At 65.3% G+C, this 21,259-nt stretch carries 23 protein-coding genes; 5 read left to right on the forward strand and 18 right to left on the reverse strand.

Annotated elements, in window-relative coordinates; all coding sequences use genetic code 11:
- Positions 1-28 precede the first annotated feature (28 nt).
- Positions 29-691, reverse strand: a complete 663-nt coding sequence (locus tag CUR21_RS02765; protein WP_100195486.1) for an alpha/beta hydrolase — start codon at positions 689-691, stop codon at positions 29-31.
- Complete coding sequence (locus tag CUR21_RS02770) at positions 688-1,317, reverse strand: DNA-3-methyladenine glycosylase (RefSeq protein WP_100195487.1); 630 nt, start codon at positions 1,315-1,317, stop codon at positions 688-690. The genes CUR21_RS02765 and CUR21_RS02770 overlap by 4 nt, the downstream gene beginning before the upstream one ends.
- Before the next feature lie 99 nt (positions 1,318-1,416).
- Here CUR21_RS02770 and CUR21_RS02775 point away from each other — a divergent pair, with 99 nt between their 5' ends.
- Positions 1,417-2,622 carry an MFS transporter gene (locus CUR21_RS02775; RefSeq protein WP_100195488.1) on the forward strand — a complete coding sequence of 402 codons (1,206 nt, stop codon included), beginning with the start codon at positions 1,417-1,419 and terminating at the stop codon, positions 2,620-2,622.
- A gap of 117 nt (positions 2,623-2,739) precedes the next feature.
- Here the strand turns inward: CUR21_RS02775 and CUR21_RS02780 are convergent, their stop codons facing one another.
- The 4 genes from CUR21_RS02780 to cysS all read right to left on the reverse strand — a co-directional run bounded on the left by CUR21_RS02780 (position 2,740) and on the right by cysS (position 7,315).
- Positions 2,740-3,498: a squalene/phytoene synthase family protein gene (locus CUR21_RS02780; protein WP_100195489.1), complete on the reverse strand. Its 759-nt coding sequence runs from the start codon at positions 3,496-3,498 to the stop codon at positions 2,740-2,742.
- Complete coding sequence (locus CUR21_RS02785; protein ID WP_100195490.1) at positions 3,495-4,208, reverse strand: trans-aconitate 2-methyltransferase; 714 nt, start codon at positions 4,206-4,208, stop codon at positions 3,495-3,497. The genes CUR21_RS02780 and CUR21_RS02785 overlap by 4 nt, the downstream gene beginning before the upstream one ends.
- Positions 4,205-5,839 (reverse strand): citramalate synthase, encoded by a 1,635-nt coding sequence (gene cimA, locus CUR21_RS02790; protein ID WP_232622660.1) that lies wholly within the window; start codon positions 5,837-5,839, stop codon positions 4,205-4,207. The genes CUR21_RS02785 and cimA overlap by 4 nt, the downstream gene beginning before the upstream one ends.
- Before the next feature lie 99 nt (positions 5,840-5,938).
- The gene (gene cysS, locus CUR21_RS02795) at positions 5,939-7,315 is read right to left on the reverse strand and encodes a cysteine--tRNA ligase (RefSeq protein ID WP_100195492.1); all 1,377 of its coding nucleotides are present in this window, start codon (positions 7,313-7,315) and stop codon (positions 5,939-5,941) included.
- 234 nt (positions 7,316-7,549) lie between these two features.
- Here cysS and CUR21_RS02800 point away from each other — a divergent pair, with 234 nt between their 5' ends.
- Entirely contained in the window at positions 7,550-8,467 is a 918-nt protein-coding gene (locus tag CUR21_RS02800) for a YgcG family protein (RefSeq protein WP_157791924.1), read from the forward strand.
- 11 nt (positions 8,468-8,478) lie between these two features.
- Here the strand turns inward: CUR21_RS02800 and CUR21_RS02805 are convergent, their stop codons facing one another.
- The 8 genes from CUR21_RS02805 to CUR21_RS02840 form a co-directional block, all read right to left on the reverse strand.
- Positions 8,479-10,281, reverse strand: a complete 1,803-nt coding sequence (locus CUR21_RS02805) for an ABC-F family ATP-binding cassette domain-containing protein (protein ID WP_100195494.1) — start codon at positions 10,279-10,281, stop codon at positions 8,479-8,481.
- Between the two features lie 372 nt (positions 10,282-10,653).
- Positions 10,654-11,427 (reverse strand): SseB family protein, encoded by a 774-nt coding sequence (locus CUR21_RS02810; RefSeq protein WP_198431606.1) that lies wholly within the window; start codon positions 11,425-11,427, stop codon positions 10,654-10,656.
- Between the two features lie 15 nt (positions 11,428-11,442).
- Entirely contained in the window at positions 11,443-11,994 is a 552-nt protein-coding gene (locus CUR21_RS02815; protein WP_369802497.1) for a uracil-DNA glycosylase family protein, read from the reverse strand.
- Positions 11,995-12,023: 29 nt separating this feature from the next.
- On the reverse strand, positions 12,024-13,097 hold the full coding sequence (locus CUR21_RS02820) for an ABC transporter ATP-binding protein (protein WP_100195618.1): 1,074 nt from the start codon (positions 13,095-13,097) through the stop codon (positions 12,024-12,026).
- Positions 13,098-13,126: 29 nt separating this feature from the next.
- Positions 13,127-13,933: an ABC transporter permease gene (locus tag CUR21_RS02825; protein WP_100195619.1), complete on the reverse strand. Its 807-nt coding sequence runs from the start codon at positions 13,931-13,933 to the stop codon at positions 13,127-13,129.
- Positions 13,934-13,943: 10 nt separating this feature from the next.
- Positions 13,944-14,825 carry an ABC transporter permease gene (locus CUR21_RS02830; protein ID WP_100195497.1) on the reverse strand — a complete coding sequence of 294 codons (882 nt, stop codon included), beginning with the start codon at positions 14,823-14,825 and terminating at the stop codon, positions 13,944-13,946.
- A gap of 178 nt (positions 14,826-15,003) precedes the next feature.
- A complete protein-coding gene (locus CUR21_RS02835; protein ID WP_100195498.1) occupies positions 15,004-15,258 on the reverse strand; it encodes a hypothetical protein in 255 nt (84 codons plus the stop codon).
- Between the two features lie 245 nt (positions 15,259-15,503).
- Entirely contained in the window at positions 15,504-16,907 is a 1,404-nt protein-coding gene (locus CUR21_RS02840; RefSeq protein ID WP_100195620.1) for a PLP-dependent aminotransferase family protein, read from the reverse strand.
- Positions 16,908-17,005: 98 nt separating this feature from the next.
- Here CUR21_RS02840 and CUR21_RS02845 point away from each other — a divergent pair, with 98 nt between their 5' ends.
- A complete protein-coding gene (locus CUR21_RS02845) occupies positions 17,006-17,218 on the forward strand; it encodes a DUF1127 domain-containing protein (protein WP_100195499.1) in 213 nt (70 codons plus the stop codon).
- A gap of 219 nt (positions 17,219-17,437) precedes the next feature.
- Here the strand turns inward: CUR21_RS02845 and rpsI are convergent, their stop codons facing one another.
- The 3 genes from rpsI to CUR21_RS02860 form a co-directional block, all read right to left on the reverse strand.
- Positions 17,438-17,929 (reverse strand): 30S ribosomal protein S9, encoded by a 492-nt coding sequence (gene rpsI / locus CUR21_RS02850; RefSeq protein WP_100195500.1) that lies wholly within the window; start codon positions 17,927-17,929, stop codon positions 17,438-17,440.
- A gap of 2 nt (positions 17,930-17,931) precedes the next feature.
- A complete protein-coding gene (rplM, locus tag CUR21_RS02855; RefSeq protein ID WP_100195501.1) occupies positions 17,932-18,396 on the reverse strand; it encodes a 50S ribosomal protein L13 in 465 nt (154 codons plus the stop codon).
- A 152-nt stretch (positions 18,397-18,548) separates the two neighbouring features.
- Positions 18,549-19,283, reverse strand: a complete 735-nt coding sequence (locus tag CUR21_RS02860; protein ID WP_100195502.1) for a GNAT family N-acetyltransferase — start codon at positions 19,281-19,283, stop codon at positions 18,549-18,551.
- Between the two features lie 105 nt (positions 19,284-19,388).
- On the opposite strand from CUR21_RS02860, the gene msrB reads away from it, so the two are divergent.
- A complete protein-coding gene (gene msrB, locus CUR21_RS02865; RefSeq protein WP_100195503.1) occupies positions 19,389-19,778 on the forward strand; it encodes a peptide-methionine (R)-S-oxide reductase MsrB in 390 nt (129 codons plus the stop codon).
- A gap of 26 nt (positions 19,779-19,804) precedes the next feature.
- Here msrB and CUR21_RS02870 read toward each other — a convergent pair whose 3' ends face one another.
- Positions 19,805-20,302: an outer membrane protein assembly factor BamE gene (locus tag CUR21_RS02870; protein ID WP_100195504.1), complete on the reverse strand. Its 498-nt coding sequence runs from the start codon at positions 20,300-20,302 to the stop codon at positions 19,805-19,807.
- Positions 20,303-20,544: 242 nt separating this feature from the next.
- Here CUR21_RS02870 and CUR21_RS02875 point away from each other — a divergent pair, with 242 nt between their 5' ends.
- Complete coding sequence (locus CUR21_RS02875) at positions 20,545-21,144, forward strand: DUF177 domain-containing protein (protein WP_100195505.1); 600 nt, start codon at positions 20,545-20,547, stop codon at positions 21,142-21,144.
- Positions 21,145-21,259 lie beyond the last annotated feature (115 nt).

Raw genomic sequence — 21,259 nt, forward strand, 5'->3', positions numbered from 1 at the left:
AAAAACGATTTTTCGGCGAAAAATCGCGCTACCCCGGCAACCGTTCGCGCAGGAATTGCAGCGCCACACCCAGACCATCGGGCGCAATCCCATGCCCGGTGCCTTGCATCACATGGCCAAAGACCTCGAACCCCGCCCCCACCAGCGCATTGCCGGCCAGCGACATATCGGCGAAAGGCACCACCGCATCCTGATCGCCGTGGATCAGCAGCACCGGCGGGCGCACCAGCGCCTCTGCGCCCAGCACCTCCGGCGCCAGCAACCGCCCCGAGATTGCCACCACCCCTGCGACCGGCACCGGACGGCGCGGCGCGACATGCAGGCTCATCATCGCGCCTTGCGAAAAGCCGACCAGCGCCAGCGCCTCGGGCCCCACGCCTTCCGCCGCCAGCACGGCGTCGAGAAATCCGTTCAGATCCTGCGCCGCGCGCAGCAGCCCGTCGCGGCTTTGGGCCTCGCTCGACCCGTCCAGCCATGGAATCGAGAACCATTGGCGGCCAAAGCCATTGCCCGCGCAAGGCTCGGGCGCATCCGGCGCATAGAAGGCCGTCTCGGGCAGATGCGGCGCCAGCGGATCGGCCAGCCCCAGCAAATCGGCCCCATCGGCGCCATAGCCATGCACGAAGACGACCACATTCTTGGCCCGGCCCTGTGTCACCCCCCGCCGCGCCGATTGCAACTGCCGCATCATCTGATCCCTTCGCGTTCCTTGGCCACCCGGTAATAGGCCCAAAGCGCCCGTGCCGCAACCGACCGCCAAGGCGACCAAAGCTCTGCCTGCGCCCTGAGCGCCGCTTCCGAAGGCCGGTGCGCCAGCCCATAGAGCAGCCGCGCCGCCTCTTGCAGCGCCAGATCGCCGGGCGCAAACACATTCGCCCGGCCCAAGGCGAACATCGCATAGATCTCGGCCGTCCAGCGCCCGATGCCCGGCACCGCGACCAGCGTGGCCACCACCTCGGCATCAGGCAGGCCGCGCAAGGCGACAAAGTCGATCCCGGCCCGCGCCAGCGCCTGCCCATAGCGCGCCTTCTGCCGCGACAGGCCCACGGCGCGCAAGGCCGCCTCATCCGCAGCCGCCATGCCTGCCGCCTCCGCCAGCCCCGCCGCCTCCAGCCGCGCCCAGATCGCGCGGGCCGAGGCGACCGAGACCTGCTGCGACACAATGGCCGAGAGCAGCGCGCCAAAGCCATCGGCCTGCCGCCGCAGCGGCAAGGGCCCGCACAGCGCCAGCGCCGCGCCCAGCCGCGCGTCCCGCGCCGCAAGCCAAGCGGCACCTTCGGCCACACAGGCCTCGGTTTCGATGATGCGTCCAATCATGGCACCACCCTGCCGCAGAGGGCGCCTCTGCACAAGCCAAGCCCTGCGGCCAATTCCCCCTTGCCCGTCCCGCGCAAACCCCCTACCGCTGAACAGACCATGACCCAGGACACCACCGCCAAACGCAATGTCCTTGTCCTTGTCGCGGCGCAGGCCGTGCTCGGGGCACAGATGCCGATGATCTTCACCATCGCGGGCCTTGCCGGGCAAAGCCTTGCGCCCAACGCCTGCTGGGCCACCTTGCCAATCTCGCTCACGGTGATCGGCTCCATGCTCACCGCCACGCCGATCTCGGCCTTCATGCAAAGGCATGGCCGCCGGGCGGGCTTTGTGCTGGGGGCCTTGGGCGGTGCGATCGGTGCCGCCATCGGCGCCTATGGCCTGCTGACAGGCAGTTTCCTCTTGTTCTGCCTTGGCGGGCTTTTCACCGGCATCTACATGAGTGCGCAAGGATTCTACCGGTTTGCCGCCGCCGACACCGCCTCCGAGAGCTTCCGCCCCAAGGCGATTTCCTGGGTGATGGCAGGGGGGCTCTTGTCGGCCATCCTTGGCCCGCAACTGGTCAAGGCCACCGCCGAGGCGATGGTGGTGCCCTTCCTTGCGACCTATCTGTCGGTGATCGTGCTGAACCTGCTGGGGGCCTTCCTGTTCTTGGGACTGTCCATCCCAAAACCAAAAGCGCCCGCCTTGGGCGCGCCGCAAGGGCGCAGCCGGGCCGAGCTGATCCGCACCCCGACCATCGCCGTCGCCATGATCTGCGCCACCGTCTCTTATGCGCTGATGAATCTGGTGATGACCTCTTCGCCGCTGGCGGTGGTGGGCTGCGGGTTTGAAACCGCCGATGCCGCCAATGTGGTCAGCGCCCATGTGCTGGCCATGTATGCGCCCAGCTTCTTTACCGGCCATCTGATCGCGCGGTTCGGGGTCGAGCGGGTGATTGCCCTAGGCCTTCTGATCCTTGCAGGATCAGGGGCGGTGGCGATGGCGGGCGTCGCGCTTGAGAATTTCTACATCGCCCTGATCCTTCTGGGGCTGGGCTGGAACTTCGGCTTCATCGGTGCCACTACGCTGCTCACGTCGGCGCAGCGCCCGGAAGAGCGCGGCCGCCTGCAAGGGTTGAATGACCTGATCCTGTTCGGTGGCGTCTCGGTCGCCAGCTTTTCCTCGGGCGGGCTGATGAATTGCGCCGGCGGCTCGGTCGAAACCGGCTGGCAGCTTGTCAACATGGCGATGCTGCCGTTTCTGGTGCTCGCGGGGGGCGCGCTCATCTGGCTGTGGGCGCGGCCGCGCGAGATGCGCGGGTGAGGCGCGCAGCTCTGACCGCGCGCGCTTGGCCCCACCCGCAGGAGCGCTCCGCGCGGGAGTATTTCAGAAAGGTGCAAGCGGCAGGGGGCGCGCCCCTGTTTGTGGGCGCGCCGCGTGTCAGAACAGGCCGGTCGTGGCCTGCCACAAAAGGCGGCCGCGGCGGGCGAAATCCGAAAGCTGCAACCGGCCTTCGGCCACGGCGGCAGGATCGCGCGCGGCGCGTTTCAGCAGGCCTTCCGCCTGCCAGCCTGCCAGCAGCGCCGGGCGCAGCGCGCGCGGCACCCCGGCGCGGCGCGCGGCGTTCAGCCGGATCTGTCCGCGCAAGGCCAAGGCGGTGATCGCGGGGGCGCGGCCATCGACCAGCGGGATGCGCCCGCGCGCCGCCAGTTCCGGGATCGCGCGCAGATAGCTTGCCAGCCCTGCCGCCCAGGCGTAGCTGCGCACCGCCGCCTCTGCTTCGGGCCTTGCCCCCAGCGCACAGGCGCTCAGCCACATCAGCCCTCCGGCGGTGTCGTCCAGATAGGCGTCCATCGCCGCCTGATCCTCGAACGGATCGCTGTAAATGTCCCAGCGCCGGGCCTCGATCATGCGGTCCAGCACATCCGTTGGGAGTTGTGCCGCTTGGATCAGATCGTGCAAGGGCGCCGCCACCTCATGCGCGCGCGGGGCCGGTTCGGCCACCACGTCGCGCCACCATTGCAACCGCATCTCGGCGATCATCGGCTCTTTGCTGACCCAAGGCGCGCGCGCCACTTCAAGGTTCAGCGCATAGAGCGGCAAGAGCTTGGCCCGCGCCGCCACGGGGGCCGCCATCACGGCCTGAAACCGGTCAGGATCGCCGCGTTGAACCAGTGCAGCACAGGCATCCAGGCTCATAGCGGGCGCACCACGGTCAGGTAATAGCCGAAATCCGCGCCATGAAGGCGCCAGAGCGCGATTTCCGCCTCGGTCTGATCCAGCACCTGCGCCATCTCGGCATCGGCACCCGCGCGCAAGGCGGCGACCCGTTCGGCCAAGGGGCCATAATAGGCCTCCCATGCCGCATCGCCCAGCCAGCGCGCGCCCAGAATGCGATAGCCCGCCGCCTCGATGCGCGCGATATGGCCGGGCAGATCCTGCATCGCCGGATAGTCCTTGGCCCAGAACGCCCGCGCCGCGGGGGCGGGGTGCGGGCTGCGCCACAGGCAGTCGGAAAAGGCCACGGCCCCCCCGGGGCGCACATGCCTGCGCCACGCCGCCAGCGCCGCGTCAACCCCCGGCCCATAGGCCGCGCCCGCTGACCAGATCAGATCAAACTCCCCGTCAGGAGTCAGCATGTCACCGACTTCAGCGCTCACATATGGCTGCTCGGCCCGGATGCGCGCGATGAACGGCGCATGCAGATCGCGGCCCACCAGCGCGGCCCCGGGGCGCAAGCCCGCCAACAGCGCCAGATCCGCCCCCGGCCCGCAGCCTGCATCTAAGATTCGCCCCCGCGCCGGGGTGCCCGCCACATCCAGCGCCCAAGCCAGCGACTCGGCATCCCCCGGCGCCTCGCGCGTCAGCCCCTCATGCAACGTGAAAAACGCCTTTGGCACCGCGCTCATTCCGCCGCCTCTTGCACAGGCTGCCCCAGATCGCGGATCAGCTTCCACTGGATCGCATCCAAAAGCGCCTCGAAGGACGCGTCCACGATGTTCGGGCTCACCCCCACCGTCGACCAGCGCCGCCCTTGCTCATCTTCCGAATCGATGATCACCCGCGTCACCGCCTCGGTGCCGCCTTGGGTGATGCGCACCTTGAAATCCACCAGCTTCATGCGGTCGATGCACGCCTGATACGGCCCCAGATCCTTCGCCAGCGCCTTGGCCAGCGCGTTCACCGGACCACGGTCGGTGCCGCTTTCATCCATCGATTCGCTCACCGACAGCATCTTGCGCCCGCCAATCTTGACCACCACCACCGCCTCCGACAGGCTGATCATGCGGTCATACTTGTTCTTGCGCCGCTCCACCGTCACCCGGTAGCGCTTGACTTCGAAGAACTCCGGGCATTGCCCCAGCTCGCGCCGCGCCAAAAGCTCAAAGCTCGCCTGCGCCCCGTCATAGGCATAGCCTTGGTCCTCGCGCGCCTTCACCACCTCCAGAATGCGCCCCAACCGCGCATCCATGGGGTCCACCACAATCCCCGCCTGCGCCAGCCGCGCCCGCAGGTTCGACTGCCCGGCCTGATTGCTCATCGGGATCACCCGCGCATTGCCCACCGTCTCGGGCGGCACATGCTCATAGGTGCTGGGGTCCTTCAGGATCGCACTCGCATGCAGCCCCGCCTTATGGGCAAAGGCGCTCGCCCCCACATAGGCCGCCGCACGCAGCGGCACCCGGTTGAGCACATCATCCAGCATCCGGCTGGTGCGCAGCAATCCCGCCAAAGCCTCCCGGCTCACCCCTGTCTCAAAGCGGCTGGCATAGGGCTCTTTCAGCATCAGGGTCGGGATCAGGCTCACCAGATTGGCATTGCCACAACGCTCGCCCAAGCCGTTCAGCGTGCCCTGCACCTGCCGCACCCCGGCATCCACCGCCGCCAGCGAACAGGCCACCGCCATCCCGGTGTCGTCATGGCAGTGAATCCCCAGCCGATCCCCCGGCACCCCCGCCGCGATCACCTCAGCCACCACCTGCCCCACTTCGGCCGGCAAGGTGCCGCCATTGGTGTCACACAGCACCACCCAGCGCGCCCCGGCGTCCAAGGCCGCCCGCAAACAGTCCAGCGCATAGCCGGGATTGGCGCGGTAGCCGTCAAAGAAATGCTCGGCGTCAAACAACGCCTCCCGCCCGCGCGCCACCACATGCGCCACAGATTGCGCAATCGCCGCGCGGTTTTCCTCCAAAGTGCATCCCAGCGCCGTCACCACATGAAACTCATGCGTCTTGCCCACCAGACAGACGGCCCCGGTGCCCGCATCCAGCACCATCGCCAGCACATCGTCATTCTCGGCCGACCGCCCCACGCGCTTGGTCATCCCAAAGGCGGTCATCCGGGCCTTGGTCGGCGGCACCGTGCTGAAAAACTCCGAATCCGTCGGATTGGCCCCGGGCCAGCCGCCTTCGATGTAATCCACGCCCAAAGCATCCAGCGCCTCGACGATCAAACATTTCTCCAAAGCCGAGAACTGCACCCCTTGCGTCTGCTGCCCGTCGCGCAGCGTGGTGTCATAAAGATACAAGCGCTCACGCATCCCGGGTCGCCTCATCTGTTTGCAAATATCCTCGGGGGGAGTCGCCGCAGGCGACGGGGGGCAGACAGCCCCCCAACCGAATTTTCGCAGAAAATTCGTTCACTTCAGCGCCTCCAGTTTCACAGGATCAAAGTCGGGTGTCGGCAAGACTTCAACAGAGCCTTTTGACATACGAACTTCGGCACCCGCCGAAATCAACATCACCTTCAAAGCGTCCACGTTTGAGAAGTCCTTGGTTTGCATGGCCTGCTCTCGTGCCTGCGCCAAAGCCTCTGCATAGGGCTCCAGCCTCGCACGCACGGCCTTATCTTCTTCCACCCAATATGCGCGATCTCCGCCGACAAAACCTAGAAAGTCCATGGTTGCGGCAAGGGTTGTTGCATCTCCTTCGGTGTAAAGTTGGTGCAACACACTCAGGGCTTGGGCAGTATTCAGGTCATCGCTCAATGCGTCGATAACCCTTTGATCCACAGCCCCGGCGGCAACCTGTGCGGTCATGGACCAAAACAATTGCAAATGCCGCTCCGCCTCCCGCGCCTTCTCCGCCGTCCAGTCCATCGGCTTGCGGTAATGCGTGCTCAAAAGCACGAAGCGGATCACCTCGCCGGGATAGCCCTGCGCCAGCAAATCCCGCACCGTAAAGAAGTTGCCCAAGGATTTAGACATCTTCTTGCCCTCGACCAGCAGCATCTCATTGTGCAGCCAGACCTGCGCGAAACTGCCGTGGTCATGCGCGCAGGCACTCTGCGCGATCTCATTCTCATGATGCGGGAATTGCAGATCCAACCCCCCGCCGTGAATGTCGAAACTCTCCCCCAGAAGCTCATAGGCCATGGCCGAGCACTCAATATGCCAGCCCGGCCGCCCATAGCCCCAAGGGCTCTCCCAGCCCGGCACCCCGGCCTCCGATGGCTTCCACAAAACGAAATCCATCGGGTCTTCCTTGAAGGGCGCCACTTCCACCCGCGCGCCCGCGATCATGTCATCGACCGACCGGCCCGACAGCGCGCCATAGTCGGCATAAGACCGCACCCGGAACAGCACATGGCCTTCCGCCGCATAGGCATGGCCCTTCGCGACCAGCCCTTCGATCATCGCGATCATCGCGCCGATAAACTCGGTCGCGCGCGGCTCGTGATTGGGCCGCAACGCCCCCAAAGCGTCCATATCGTCGTGATACCAGCCAATCGTCTCATCGGTGATGTCGCGAATGGCCCGCCCCGTCTCGGCGGCCTTGGCGTTGATCTTGTCATCCACATCCGTGAAGTTGCGCACGTAAGTCACCGCCTCCGCACCATAGACATGGCGCAGCAACCGATAGAGCACGTCAAACACCACCACGGGGCGCGCATTGCCCAGATGCGCCCGGTCATACACCGTGGGCCCGCAAACATACATCCGCACATGGCGCGGGTCCAAAGGCTCGAACACCTCCTTGCGGTGGGTCTTCGAATTGGTCAGCTTGATCGTCACCATAGCCCAAATCCCTTATGCGCAGCGGCATCCCGGCGCGGGGTCTAGCAAGTTCCAATCCGTTTGGGAATGTTGACAAGCCCCCGCGCGACCAAAGGTCAGCAGGTAATGCAGCCGCAGATGATGCAACGCGTTGTCATGAGGGCGTTCTACCCCGCGCCACGCCCCCCGCCAAGCCCCATTTGCAGCCCTTGGCAAAGCTGCCATGATGGGGGCCACTCCCTCACAGGTGCCTTCATGCCGCGCGCCCTTTCCACCCTCACCCTCCTCATCTTGTCCTTCACTGCCGCTTTGGGGCAGGCGCAATCCCTGCCCGCGCCGATATGGGCGCAATCCCTGCCCGCGCCCGCAGAGGCGCAAGGCTTGCCCGCCCCCCTCAGCGACACCGTCAGCGATTTCGCCGATCTCCTGCCCCCCGAGGCCGAGGCAGAGCTGGTGCAGATCCTCGCCCAAGGCCGGGCCGAGACGGGCGTGCAGGTGGTCCTCGTCACCATGGCCCGCCTGTCCGATCACGGCGGCGCAGGCCAGCGGATCGAGGATTATGCCAAGGCCCTCTTCAATCACTGGGGCGTGGGCGACGCCGCGCGCGACGATGGCATTCTCATCCTCATCGCGCAGGAAGACCGCGAAATGCGCATCGCGCTGGGCGCGGGCTATGAGGTGATCTGGGACAATGCCGCCCAACGCGTGATCGACCGCGCCTTTCTCCCTGCCTTCCGCGATGGCGACTATATCGCCGGGATCAGCGCCGGGGTGCCCGCCACCTTCGATCTGATCGCCCGACCCTTCGCCGCCGGGGCAGAGAGGCCGCCAGAGCCGCCGTTGGACTGGGGCGCGCTCGCTCCCTTCGCGGTGTTCGGCGGCATGATCCTCGCCTTCCTCGGCCTTGTGGCGCGCCAACGGCTCGGCGATGCGCTGGTGCGGCTGCGCGCCTGCCCCACCTGCGGCGCGCGCCGCCTCTCGCGCCATCGCGATGTCCTGCTGGCCGCCAGCCCCGCCCGCGCAGGCCATGGCCTGATCCACACCCGCTGCGCCGCCTGCGGCCATGACCGCAGCGAACCCTACACGATCCCGAAAAAATCCAATGGTTCCAGCCGCTCGGGTGGTTTCGGGGGCGGCAGCTCCTCCGGCGGCGGCGCCACCGGGCGCTGGTAGGCGCGCCCCGCTCAGGCCCGCTCTTCCAAAGCCAGCCACTCTTCCTCGGCGCTTTGCAGCGCGATCTGCCGCTCGGTCAGCGCCTCGGTGCCTTTCTTGAACTTCACCGGATCGGTGCGGTACAGATCCGGCACCGCCAGAAACTCTTCCAGCTTGGCAATCTCGGCCTCCAGCCGCGCGATGATCGCGGGCAGATCGTCCAGGCGCTTGCGCTCCGTGAAGGACAGCCCCGCGCTCTTGGGCGGCTTTGGCGCCTCCTTCACCGGAGCCGCGGCCTTCGCCGCCTTGGCCTCCGCCGCCATCACCTCGGGGCGCTGCGCCACATAATCCGACCAGCCGCCCGGATAGGCCGTCGCCCGCCCGTTGCCTTCCATCGCCACCGTCGCCGTCGCCACCCGGTCGATGAAATCCCGGTCATGGCTGACCAGCAGCACCGTGCCGTCATACTCACCCAACACATCCTGCAGCAGATCCAGCGTCTCCACATCCAGATCGTTGGTCGGCTCGTCCAGGATCAACAGGTTGGACGGCCGCGCCATCAGCTTGGCCAGCAACAGCCGCGCCTTCTCCCCCCCCGAAAGACTGCGCACCGGCGCGCGCACCTGCCGCTCATCAAACAGGAAGTCCTTGAGGTAGGCCACCACATGCTTGGGCGTGCCCCGCACCATCACCTGATCCGACGCCCCCGACACCGCCATCAGCGGATCGCCCGTCAGGTTCTCCCACAGCGTCGCATTCGCATCCAGCTGCGCGCGCGTCTGGTCAAACACCGCAATCTCCAGATTGGTGCCAAGGATCACCTCGCCCGCATCCGGCGCGATCTCCCCCGTCAGCATCTTGAGCAATGTGGTCTTGCCCACCCCATTGGGGCCCACAAATGCCACCCGGTCGCCGCGGAGCACCCGCAGATCAAACCCGTCCAGAATCCGCTTGTCGCCAAAGCCCTTGCCGATGCCCCGCGCCTCGATCACCCGCTTGCCGCTGGTGGGCCCGCTCTCCATCTCCAGCGCCGCCGTGCCTTGCCGACGGATCTGGCTGCTGCGCTCGGCCCGCAAGGCCGCCAAGGCCCGCACCCGCCCTTGGTTGCGCTTCCTGCGCGCCGAGATCCCTTCGACCGCCCATTTCGCCTCGGCCTTGATCTTGCGGTCCAGCTTGTGGCGCGCCTCATCCTCTTCGGCCCAGACCGTCTCGCGCCATTCCTCGAACCCGTCAAACCCCGCCTCGCGCCGCCGCACCTCGCCGCGATCCACCCAAAGCGTGGCCCGCGTCAGCGCCTTCAGAAAGGCGCGGTCATGGCTGATCAGCACAAATCCGGTGCGGGTCGAGGCCAGCTCTGCCTCCAGCCACTCGATCGCCTGAATGTCCAGATGGTTGGTCGGCTCGTCCAGCAGCATCAGCTCCGGCGCCTCTGCCAGCAGCTTGGCCAAGGCCGCCCGCCGCCGCTCGCCACCGCTCGCGGTCGCAACCGGCGTCTCGGGGTTGAACTTCAACCCTTCCGCCACCATCGCCACCCGGTATTCCTCGCCCACGTCAAGGCCACTGGCGGCAAAATCCCCCAAGGTCTCGAACCCCGACAGATCCGGGTCCTGCTCCATATAGCCCACCCGCACGCCCGGAGACACCACGCGCCCGCCCCGGTCGGCCTCGACCAACCCGGCCATCACCTTCATCAGGGTGGATTTCCCCGAGCCATTGCGCCCCACCAGCGCCACCCGGTCTCCGGGCTGGATCACCAGCGACAGGTTGTCGAACACAGGGTTCCCGCCAAAGGTGAGCGAGATGTCGGAGATCTGAAGAAGGGGTGCGCGTGCCATGCGCCGTCAGGTATGCGCCCCTGCCTGCGCCGTCAAGCCACGTCACCGCCCCCGCGCGCCCGGCCCCCGCTCATCTGTTCCTAAATATCCCGGGGGTGCGGGGGCTGGCCCCCGCGCGACGCTGGCCCCAGCAACCGCCGCCTCGCTCGCGTCGTCACCGCCCCCGTGCGCCCGGCCCCGTTCATCTGTTCACAAATATCCCGGGGGTGCGGGGGCTGGCCCCCGCGCGACGCTGGCCCCAGCAACCGCCGCCCCCCTCGCGTCGTCACCGCCCCCGCGCGCCCGGCCCCGCTCATCTGTTCATAAATATCCCGGGGGTGCGGGGGCTGGCCCCCGCGCGACGCTGGCCTCCAAGTGCGGCCCCCACCCGCGTCAGACCAACCGCGGCGGCCGCTTCGGGTCCATCCCCGGCGCGCCGGGCTGCGTGGGCTGCTCTGGCGCGGGCAGATCAAAGCGCAAGGCCAGCCGCGCCATGGCCACCGCCGCCGGATCGGCGCTGTGCAGGAAAGCCACGTCCAGCTCCCCGGCCTCGATCCCGGAAAACACCAGCGCTTCCGAGGCCGCGCGGGCCAGCGCCGCCTCCGCCCCCGGGGCCGCGTCCAGAAAGGCCAGCATATGCCCCCGCCGCCCACCGCGATAGGTCACCGCCGCCAAGAGCGCGCCCGAGGCAAGGCCGCCTGCGCGGGCAAGCTTGCCATCCAAGCCCGCCACCAAGCCTTCGGGCACCTTCGGCGCGTGAAAATGTTCGGGCAGGTCCTGCACCTCTTGCGGCGCCTCCTCCAGCGTCTCGGCCAGCCAGTCCATCGCCTCGGGGGGCAACAGCATCTCTGAACGCCCCACGCCCAGATTCACCCCCAGCCCGATGCCCTGCCCTTTCAAGAGCCCTGCGATCACCCGCCCCGGCAAGGCGGCATAGGGAGCGATGCCGCCCGTGAACCCCGCCAGCCGCTCTTCGCGGTCGAACACCAGCACAAAGCGCCCGTCTTCCAGATCAAACACCCGGGGTTCCAGCACCTCGCCTTGCGCTTCCCGTTCCAGCAGCAGGAACATTTCGCCATCGGCCAGCCGCTCGAAAAACCGCAGGCGCAGCGTCTCGTTCTCTGGGTCGGCATGCACGGCGGCATGGGCGGCATCCAGCAGGCTGATGATTTCGGACATCGGTCAAGGCTCCATCACTTCGGCCACCCGCGCGCGCAGCACGGGCAACAGCTCGGCCGCGAACCACGGGTTGCGGTGCAGCCATCCGGTATTGCGCCACGAAGGATGGGGCAAGGGAAAGATGCCGTCTGCTGCCGCCTTGCGCCATTCTGCCACCCGTTCGGTCACCGGCCCCGGCCCCAGATGCCAGCGCATCGCCGCCCCGCCCACCAGAATCGTCAGCCGGATGTGCGGCAGGCTTGCCATCACCCGCCCGCGCCAGGTCGCGGCACAGAGCGCGGGGGGCGGCAGATCAGACCCTTTGGCGTCATAGCCGGGAAAGCAGAACCCCATCGGCACGATGGCCACGCGCGCGCGGTCGTAGAAGGCGGCCTCCGTCAGCCCCAGCCAATCGCGCAAGCGCAGGCCCGAAGCATCGGTAAAGGGCCGGCCGCTCGCCTGCACCCGCGCGCCGGGGGCCTGCCCCGCGATCAACAGCCGCGCGCCGCTTTCGAACCACACCACCGGGCGCGGCACATGCGCGGTGGCGGTGGCGGCAAAGCGGGCCGCGCACAAGCGGCAGCCCGCGATCTCCTCTTGCAGGCTCAGCGGAACAGCACCAGCGCGCTCGGGCTCCAGGCCACATCCACGGTGCTGCCCACCTCCAGAATCGGCCGCCCCGGCGTGTTGCGCATCGACAGCCGCACCTCCACATCGGTGCCGCCCAGATAGACATCATAATAGGTCATGTCGCCGAAATAGATCACCTCGTCGATCACCCCGTCCACCTTGCGCTCGCTGGTGGTCTGGCCGGGGTAAAGCAGCGTCAGCGTCTCGGGGCGCAGGCCCACGACAGGGACATCGCCCCGACCCGCCGGGCATTGATCAGCGTTCAACAGCGCGCGGCCCAGACCTTTGGCCTCGACCTCGATCTGATCGCCTTGCGTGCCGATCACCTCGGCGGGGATAAAGTTCATGGTGCCGATGAAATCCGCCACCTTGCGGCTGTTGGGGCGGCGATACAGGGTTTCGGGATCGGCCAGCTGCGCGATCTCGCCTTCGAACATCACCGCGATCCGGTCCGACATCACCAGCGCCTCTTCCTGGTCATGGGTCACCAGAACAAAGGTGATGCCCACCTGCCGTTGCAGCTTGATCAGCTCCACCTGCATATGCTCGCGCATCTTCTTGTCGAGCGCACTCAGCGGCTCGTCGAGCAGCAGGACCTTGGGCTTGAGGATCAGCGCACGCGCCAGCGCCACCCGCTGGCGCTGCCCGCCCGAAAGCGCATGGGCGGCGCGGCCGCCATAGCCTTTCAGCCCCACCATCTCCAGCGCCTCTTCCACCGCCGCCGCCTTTTCGGCCTTGCTGCGCGGGTCGCGGCGCAGGCCAAAGCCCACGTTCTCGGCCACGCTCATATGCGGAAAGATCGCATAGGACTGGAACACCATATTGGTGGGCCGCAGGTTGGCGGGCACTTTCGCCATGTCCTTGCCGTCGATCAGCACCGCCCCGCTGTCGATGCCTTCAAAGCCTGCGATGGTGCGCAAGAGCGTGGTCTTGCCACAGCCCGAAGGCCCCAGCAGCGAAAAGAATTCCCCCGCGCGGATGGTGCCATTGATCCCGCGCAGCGCGTGGTAATCGCCGTAATATTTGTGCACGTCGCGGAACTCGATCATCGTCGGCTTGGGCGGGGAAGATGCGTTGCTCACAAAAAGCCTCCGGTGTCTTTGCCGCCGGTCTTCGCGATCCCGCGCCGACGGAAGAATTCTGCAATGGAAAGAAGCGTCACCGACACCAGCACCAGAATGGTGCCAAGCGCCAGCATGGCCGGCACCTTCGCCGGAAAGCGGAACTGGCTGTAGATATAGGACGACAGCACCGTATCGGCGCCCGCGAGGAAATAGGCGATGATGAACTCATCCAGACTGATGGTGAAACAGATCAGCAAGGACGAGATGATCCCCGGCGCCACCAGCGGCAGGATGATCAGCCGAAAGGTCGACACCGGCCCCTCGCCCAAGTCATAGGCCGCCTCTTCCAGCGACTTGTCCAAGCTCTGGAACGCCGACGACAGGATCGCCACCGCAAAGGGCGTGGTGATCAGCACATGGCCCAGAATGACCGTGAAGATCGACAGCGGCACCGAAATCGCCAGCAGCACCACCAGCAGCGACATCGCCACGATCATCTCGGGCAGCACCAAGGGCAGCATGATCAGCCCCACCAGCCCCCCCTTGCCCGGAAAGGCATAGCGCGTGCTCGCCCGCGCGCCAAACACCCCCAGCACCGTGGCAATCACCGCCGTCGACCCCGAGATCACCAGCGAATTCTTCAGCGCCTGCCACAGCTGCCGGTCCGCCCACATCTCGGCAAACCAGTTCGTCGTGAACCCCGACAGCGGAAAGGCGATGATCCGGCTGTCATTGAAGGCAAAGATCGGCAACAGCGCAATCGGCGCATACAGAAAGATCAGGTAGCCAATGGCATAGGCCTTGAGCCCGCGGGATTTCATCATGCCACCTCTACTTTCCCGCCCCAAGGAAGCGCCGGTTCACCAGCACGAAGGCCAGCGAGATCAGCGCCACGATCAGCATCGCCGACACCGCAATCGCCGAGCCCAAGGGCTTGTTGTTGATCTTCAGCATCTGCACTTCCATCATATTGGCGATCATCGGCAATTTGCCCCCGCCAATCAGATCCGGCGTCACATAATCGCCGATCGTCGGGATGAACACGATCAGCACCGCCGCAATCACCCCGCCCATCGACAAGGGCAGCGTCACCCGCCAGAACGTGCGCAACTTCGACTCGCCCAAGTCCTGCCCGGCCTCCAGCAGACTGCGGTCAATCTTTTCCAGCGCCACGAAGATCGGCAGAATCGCAAAAGGCGCATAGGCATGGGCCAGCGTCACCACCAAGGCCCCGACATTGTAATTGATCCATGTCAGCGGCTCGTCGATGATTCCAATGCCCATCAGCCCCGAGTTGATCACGCCGTTATAGCCAAGGATCACCTTCCACAGGAACACGCGGATCAGATAGCTGGTCCAGAAGGGAATCGTGATCAGGAACAGCCAGAGCGACTTTTTCGAAGGCGCCACATGGAAGCTCACGAAATAGGCGATCGGATAGGCGATCAGCACCGTGACAACCGTCACCGACAGGGCCACCAGCAGCGACCGCAGCATGATCGCGCGATAGACCGGCCCGGTCCAGACCTCGATGTAATTGGCCAGACTGAAATCCCATGTCACCACGCCGCGCCCGCCGGTCGCCAGCGAATACAACAGCACAGTCGCCAAAGGGGCTGCCAGCAACAACACGGCATAAAGCGCCGTGGGGCTGATCATCAAAAGGCCCGCGCGCGCCTCTGACCGGCCCAGCACCGAAGTCGATTTCGCCATGTCACCCCCTGTTGCGCCGATCCCGGCGGATGGCCCGGTGCCGCTGTGCCGCGACTTTGATCAAAACTTAGTCACATGCGCTTCAGACTGGCAAGGCCCGATCTGGCCAGCCTCAAGCCCTGTCACGAAAAAAGCCGGACCACCGGTCCGGCTTTGCCCATAATCGCAGCAACAGGTCTTAGCCTGCAACCCGCTCAATGGCGATGGCGCGCTTTTTCAGCTCGTCATAAAGCGAGGGCACCACACGCACCGCGCCTACCGCGGCCCGCAGCGCCTCGGAAAGCCGCGCTTCGGGCGCGGCACCCGACACCCGCCACACCATCCGGCGCGCGACGCCGTCATCATAAACAATCTCGGTGGCCCCGGCGCGCGTCCGATAGCCCAGAAAATCGGCCCCGCCATGCGGGGCATGGAAAGTGGTTTGCTGTCCCATAGGGCTCGTCCTGTCATTTTTATGCATGACGTTGCATGCGTCTGCTCGTTATGATGTCAGAACTGGGGCAGTCCCCCGCACCCGTCAAGCTTTGCCTCGGTGCAAGGCGCGGCAAGGCGCATTTTGCGGGCGCATGGACACATCCCTGCAACAGCTGCCGCAATGCGGCCTTGCGGGCGGCACAATGCTGCCACAATTGTGCCACAATTCAGCCCCCCCTCGCAGCGTGCCGTGGAGCGCGCCGGTCAGACCATCAATTCGGCCGGCGGCTGCGCCAGCAATTGTGCCAATCTTGTGATTCCGTCCTGAAAGCGCGGCATCGATACATTGCCCGACAGCGCCACCCGCACCGCATGGGGCGCGCGGCCATGGATCAGCGCATATTCATCGGCCGACCGCACCATCACCCCCGCGGCCTCGGCATGGCTGCAAAAGCTGCTGGCCCGCCAGCCCGAAGGCAAGCGCAGGAAAATGAACTGCAATCCCGCCTGCCAACTCAGATCAAAGGCCCCCAGCGCGTTCACCGCAAACTGCAACCGGGCCTCCAGCTCTTCCTGAACCAGTTGGCGCAGGCGCACCGCCTCGCCCGATTGCAACAAGTGCAACACAATCGCCTCAATGGGGCGCGACAGCGCAAAGAACTGATGCTGCGCCGTCAACCGCCCCGTCTGCCCCATGCCCACCGGGGCGACCAGATAGCCAAAGCGCAAGCCCGCCGAAATGGTCTTTGACAGGCTGCCCACATGCCACACACGTTCGGGCGCCAGCGCCCGCATCGACGGCAGCGTGGTGGTCGACACCGAATAACAATCATCATCAATGATTTGCAGGTCATAGCGCCGGGCGATGTCCACCAGCGCCTGCCGCCGTTCCAGCCCCATCCGCACCGTGGTGGGGTTTTGCGCCTCGGTTGTCAGACACAGAACCTGCGCGCCATGGCGACGGCAGGCTTGTTCCAGCGCCTCTGGCACAATCCCCTCGCCGTCAATCTCCACCGCCACCACCTCGGCCCGGCTCAGGCGCGCCGCGTGGCGAAAACCGGGATAGGCCAGTTCTTCCGTCAGCACCACCGGGCGCTCGCCGCGCAGACAGCACATGAACACAAGGTTGATGGCGTTCTGGCCGCCATGGGCCAGCACAATATCCTCCGCCGAAATCGGCCCCAGCATCCGGTCCGACACCCAGTCACACACCGCCGCGCGCAAGGGCAGCTCGGCCTGCTGGCTCGGGTAGTCGATCCAGTCGGTTTCGCCATCGCCGCCCAAGGCCAGCAAGGCCGCCGCAATCGCCGCGCCCTGCCCTACATCCGGCAAGATCGGCGCGCGCAGGTCCACCTTGCCGCTCACCCGGGCGGGCTCACGGTCGACAAACAGCGCCTGCGTCGGCCCCAGCCGTGGCGCGCTCGCCGCCACAAAGGTGCCGCGCCCCACCGTCGCCGCCAGCATACCCTCTTGCGTCGCCAGACTATAGGCCCGCGCCACCGTGCCGGGCGTCACCTTCAACTGCCATGCCAATTCGCGCACCGTCGGCAATTGCGCCCCGGTTTCCAACTCGCCCGACCTGATCGCTTCACGCAGCGCGCGCGTCAGGGCCAGATATTTGGGGCCATCGGCATCCGACAGCTTCGGCAACCATATTGTATCAGCCACAATGTTCCTCTGGCGATTCATTTCCGGGCTTTGTATCTCTATCATATGGCCGACGCGCCATTGTATCAACACAAATTGCTCGTGAATAGGAACCCGTCATGTCACCCGCCGAAACGCTGGTTATCCGCCCCGCCTCTCTCCCTCCGCTGTCGCGGTTGGTGCTGGCCGCCGCGGTCCGCGTGATGGCGTGGGAAACCCGCCAGCGCACCCGAAAGGACTTGCGCCGATTGGACGGGCACTTGTTGCGCGACATCGGTGTCGACCCGCTCACCGCCGAGGCCGAGGCCAGCCGTCGTTTCTGGGAAAGCTGATCTTTCCCACCCCTTTGTAGCTCCCTTACTTCCCCTGACTGGGCCGGATTTATCCGGCCCTTTTTTTTGGGCAGAGCACGGGCCGCCAAAGGTTAAAACTTCCTGAACAGAGCCAGGCTAAGTCTTTGATCTCACAAGACCCCTGCGCGTGTAACACAGGGGGCACCGCAACGAAAAAGGCCCGCCAGAAGGCGGGCCTTTTCCAAAAACCAAAGCCGATCAGCGCTTCGAGAACTGGAAGGACTTGCGGGCTTTCGCCTTGCCATACTTCTTGCGCTCGACCACGCGGCTGTCACGGGTCAGGAAGCCCGCCGCCTTCAGCGCGCCGCGCAGGCCGGGTTCATAAAGCTGCAGGGCCTTCGAGATGCCATGCTTCACAGCGCCCGCCTGCCCCGACAGACCACCACCCACGACGGTGGCCATCACATCGAACTGGCCTTCCACGTTGGCGACGGTGAAGGGCTGCTTCAGAATCATCTGCAGAACCGGACGCGCAAAATAGGCGGCCATTTCCTTGCCGTTCACGGTCACCTTGCCGGTGCCCGGCTTGACCCAGACGCGGGCCACAGCGTTCTTCCGCTTGCCGGTCGCATAAGACCGACCCAGCGCGTCGCGCACAGCCACACGCGGTGCCGCAGCCGGAGCCGCCACATCCGCGGAGGTGCCGGAAACGGCCGATTTCAGATCGTCAAGAGATTTGATGTCAGCCATGATCACGCGCTCCGGGTGTTCTTGGGGTTCAGCGCCGCAACGTCCAGGACGATCGGCTGCTGAGCTTCATGCGGATGCTCCGCACCGGCATAGACGCGCAGGTTCGTCATCTGCTGACGGCCCAGACGGTTGCGGGTGATCATCCGCTCGACGGCCTTGATCACGACACGCTCAGGATGCGCGCCCTCCAGCACCTGACGTGCCGTGCGCTGCTTGATCCCGCCCGGATGGCCGGTGTGCCAGTAATAGACCTTGTCGGCACGCTTGTTGCCGGTCATCTGGATCTTGTCCGCATTGATGATGATGACATTGTCACCCATATCCATGTGCGGCGTGAAGGTCGGCTTGTTCTTGCCGCGCAGAATGTTGGCGACGATCGTGGCAAGGCGGCCCAGAACGATACCTTCGGCATCGATCAGGATCCACTTTTTCTCGATGTCCGCCGGAGTAGCGGTAAAGGTTTTCATCGGTGGTGTCCCATGGAGAATAGGAAGGGGTTGCCCCCCCGGTAACTCGGATGGCGGCTTATCGCGTATCATCTGCATTGCGTCAAGGACCCATGGCAATATAAAAGTAAGCAAAAACATATGCTTACAAAAGTGGTATTATTATACCCCATTCAGGACGCCGCCAGAATGCGCAAGGCGCGCGCCCGCGCGGCGGGGATTGCCGCAATCTCGACCCCGGTCAGAACATGCAAGGTATCCATGTGGCGGTCGATCACCGCGTGATCGCTGACCCAGCCCCCCATCGACAAATAGGTGCGCAGCAGCGGGGGCAGCGTTGCCGCCGATTGAGTTGCCGCTGAAAGCTTGGCAAGCGTCACCTGTTCGGGCGCGCGCGCCGCAGGCCGCCACGTCGAGGGTGCGACACGCCCGGTCAATGCGGCCAGAGCACTGGCATGCAGCGCAATGTCTGCGCCGTTGAAGCTTGAGCAACCAAACAACAGCCCCACCCGCGCATCGTCCACAAGGCGCGTCATGGCAGCCCAAGCAAGGCGCAGGATGTCGGGGTCATGTCTGCTGGGGTCGAGGCAAAAGCGCCCCATTTCCAGCATCGGTTCTGGAAAATGCGTCAGCCGTGACAGATCGTAGAACTGTGCTGCATAAGACGCTGCCACTTCGGTTCCGTGGAACAGTTGCACCCTGTAACAGGCAACAGGCTCGGCGCAGGCCGTGTCGAGCACAAGGACATGCCGCGCCGTCGCATCAAAGGCATCCACATCGCGCCCGTCCGCGCGCGTGTGCCCGCGTGCCGCAAGAAAAGCTTTGTGTCGCAAGCGCTGTGCGGCCTCGACTTCGGCCTCGGATTGGGCAAAGCGCACCTCATAGCGGCCGCGTGCAAATGGCTTCATGCCTGCCCCCCGACCCTTGGCACCTGCACCTGCCCCCCCTAGATAGACATCACAGACAGCGCCCAACCGGCGCCTGTCAGGCGCACAGAACCACAGGAGATGCGTATGGACAAGGTTGTGAAATCGGATTCCGAATGGCAGGCGATGCTGTCGGATCTTGCTTACAAGGTCACACGCAAACACGGCACCGAACGGGCGTTTACGCATGACAACTTCCCAAAAGAACCGGGGACCTATCGCTGCGTGTGTTGCGACGCTCCCTTGTTCGACCAGTCGACGAAGTTCGATTCAGGGACCGGCTGGCCCAGCTTCTATGCACCGATCAGCGAGGAATTGGTGGGGGAGACCGAAGACCGCAGTTGGTTCATGCGGCGCACCGAAGTGCACTGCAATCGCTGCGATGCGCATCTGGGCCATGTGTTCAATGACGGTCCCGCCCCAACGGGCCTGCGTTATTGCATGAACGGGGTGGCCCTGAAGTTTGAGCCAGAGTAACCCTGCCTTGGCGGCAGCTTCTGGGCTTACTCGCTCAGAAGCTGGCCTGCGCTCAGGCGACCAAAGCTTGAGAACAGTTGCGCCAGAACGCTCTGACCCTTGACGCTGCTCTCGGTCACGCGGCGTGACAGCGGAACGATCTGCCCGCGCTCGATCCCGAAACGCTCCACATTCTGAAGCACACCGGAATCACTGAAGGTCAGCGCGACAACCTGACGGTCCATCTCTTGCGGCGCGAAGGCACCGCGCTGTTCCCAGCGGCTTTGCACGTAGAACCATCCGGTGTCGTTCAGCAGGCCAGAGGTCGACGGACGGCCCACTTTGGTTCCAGCGGTTTCACGCGTGTCTTGGCCAACCACAAGCTGTGACAGGTCTTCCTCTGCTGGCACATAGCCGTGATTGCGGATGATGGGCGCGCAGGCCGTCAAAGTCAGGGCAAGACCCACGCCGATCAGGGCGCGCCGAAGGCCGCCACGGGAAGCATCCGCGGGCTTGCGGTCACGCTGAACTGAAGTCGATGCCATCCGTCGTATTCCCTAACCAGCTTTACCGCACCACCAAGGCCCGAAATCAGCTGTGGACTTGCCAAGCCAAGCATCGGCGCTTAGGTGCCACAGGGTGAAGACCTGTCTCCTGACGCAAAGGCTTACAGAAGGATGCAGGCCGGTTCAAGAATGGAACGTGCGCAAGCGGCGCAGCGCGCCGCCCTGATCCGATCGGTGCCGCCTTAAGGCGCCCGCCCTGACACAACAAAGGTGATCGTGCCATGAAAAAATCCGATGCTTCGGTTGATCTGCGTGAAAGCGTCGCGCCAGAACGATCGCCCGCACTATCCCATCCGCTACGATCTGGCGCGCTGTCGATGCGCAAACCCACCCGGTTCGCGCTTTCGCCCGAGCCTGCCCAGCGTCAGGCGATTGCCGAGGATCTTGGATTGCTCGCGGTCAGGACATTTCACTTCAAGGGGGAACTGCGCCCGGCCCCCAACCGCGATTTCGTGCTGGAAGCCGAGCTGGAGGCCGAGATCGAGCAGCCATGCGTTGTCACGCTGGCGCCAGTGCCCGCGAAGATCCGCGAAACGGTCACGCGCCGTTTTGTCGCCGATTGGGTCGAGCCGAGCGGCGACGAGGTTGAGATGCCAGAGGATGACAGCGCCGAGCCGATTCCCGAGGTGATCGATGTGGGCGCGGTCGCGTTGGAGGCCTTGGTGCTGGCGCTGCCGCAATACCCCCGCGCGCCCGGCGCCGAACTCGGTGAGCTTGTGGCCACGCCTCCGGGCGCCGAACCCTTGCGCGATGTCGACCTGAAACCCTTTGCCTCTTTGGCGGCGCTAAAGGACAAACTGGGCGGCTCCTCCGGGGCATGATGCCGATTTGGGCAGATTGGGGCTTGCACCGCGCCCAGATAAATGTATGTTCCGCGCCTCATTCGGGGTGTGGAAACGCGCCCCCGGCGGTGTTATCCGACCGTAGAATGATCAA

Source organism: Pseudorhodobacter sp. MZDSW-24AT (assembly GCF_002794355.1).
GTDB lineage: Bacteria > Pseudomonadota > Alphaproteobacteria > Rhodobacterales > Rhodobacteraceae > Pseudotabrizicola.

Coding starts and splice junctions, on each gene's coding strand:
- CUR21_RS02765 (WP_100195486.1), bottom strand. CDS start 691: ATGATGCGGCAGTTGCAATCGGCGCGGCGGGGGGTGACACAGGGCCGG.
- CUR21_RS02770 (WP_100195487.1), bottom strand. CDS start 1,317: ATGATTGGACGCATCATCGAAACCGAGGCCTGTGTGGCCGAAGGTGCC.
- CUR21_RS02775 (WP_100195488.1), top strand. CDS start 1,417: ATGACCCAGGACACCACCGCCAAACGCAATGTCCTTGTCCTTGTCGCG.
- CUR21_RS02780 (WP_100195489.1), bottom strand. CDS start 3,498: ATGAGCCTGGATGCCTGTGCTGCACTGGTTCAACGCGGCGATCCTGAC.
- CUR21_RS02785 (WP_100195490.1), bottom strand. CDS start 4,208: ATGAGCGCGGTGCCAAAGGCGTTTTTCACGTTGCATGAGGGGCTGACG.
- cimA (WP_232622660.1), bottom strand. CDS start 5,839: ATGCGTGAGCGCTTGTATCTTTATGACACCACGCTGCGCGACGGGCAG.
- cysS (WP_100195492.1), bottom strand. CDS start 7,315: ATGGTGACGATCAAGCTGACCAATTCGAAGACCCACCGCAAGGAGGTG.
- CUR21_RS02800 (WP_157791924.1), top strand. CDS start 7,550: ATGCCGCGCGCCCTTTCCACCCTCACCCTCCTCATCTTGTCCTTCACT.
- CUR21_RS02805 (WP_100195494.1), bottom strand. CDS start 10,281: ATGGCACGCGCACCCCTTCTTCAGATCTCCGACATCTCGCTCACCTTT.
- CUR21_RS02820 (WP_100195618.1), bottom strand. CDS start 13,097: ATGATCGAGTTCCGCGACGTGCACAAATATTACGGCGATTACCACGCG.
- CUR21_RS02825 (WP_100195619.1), bottom strand. CDS start 13,933: ATGAAATCCCGCGGGCTCAAGGCCTATGCCATTGGCTACCTGATCTTT.
- CUR21_RS02830 (WP_100195497.1), bottom strand. CDS start 14,825: ATGGCGAAATCGACTTCGGTGCTGGGCCGGTCAGAGGCGCGCGCGGGC.
- CUR21_RS02835 (WP_100195498.1), bottom strand. CDS start 15,258: ATGGGACAGCAAACCACTTTCCATGCCCCGCATGGCGGGGCCGATTTT.
- CUR21_RS02845 (WP_100195499.1), top strand. CDS start 17,006: ATGTCACCCGCCGAAACGCTGGTTATCCGCCCCGCCTCTCTCCCTCCG.
- rpsI (WP_100195500.1), bottom strand. CDS start 17,929: ATGGCTGACATCAAATCTCTTGACGATCTGAAATCGGCCGTTTCCGGC.
- rplM (WP_100195501.1), bottom strand. CDS start 18,396: ATGAAAACCTTTACCGCTACTCCGGCGGACATCGAGAAAAAGTGGATC.
- CUR21_RS02860 (WP_100195502.1), bottom strand. CDS start 19,283: ATGAAGCCATTTGCACGCGGCCGCTATGAGGTGCGCTTTGCCCAATCC.
- msrB (WP_100195503.1), top strand. CDS start 19,389: ATGGACAAGGTTGTGAAATCGGATTCCGAATGGCAGGCGATGCTGTCG.
- CUR21_RS02870 (WP_100195504.1), bottom strand. CDS start 20,302: ATGGCATCGACTTCAGTTCAGCGTGACCGCAAGCCCGCGGATGCTTCC.
- CUR21_RS02875 (WP_100195505.1), top strand. CDS start 20,545: ATGAAAAAATCCGATGCTTCGGTTGATCTGCGTGAAAGCGTCGCGCCA.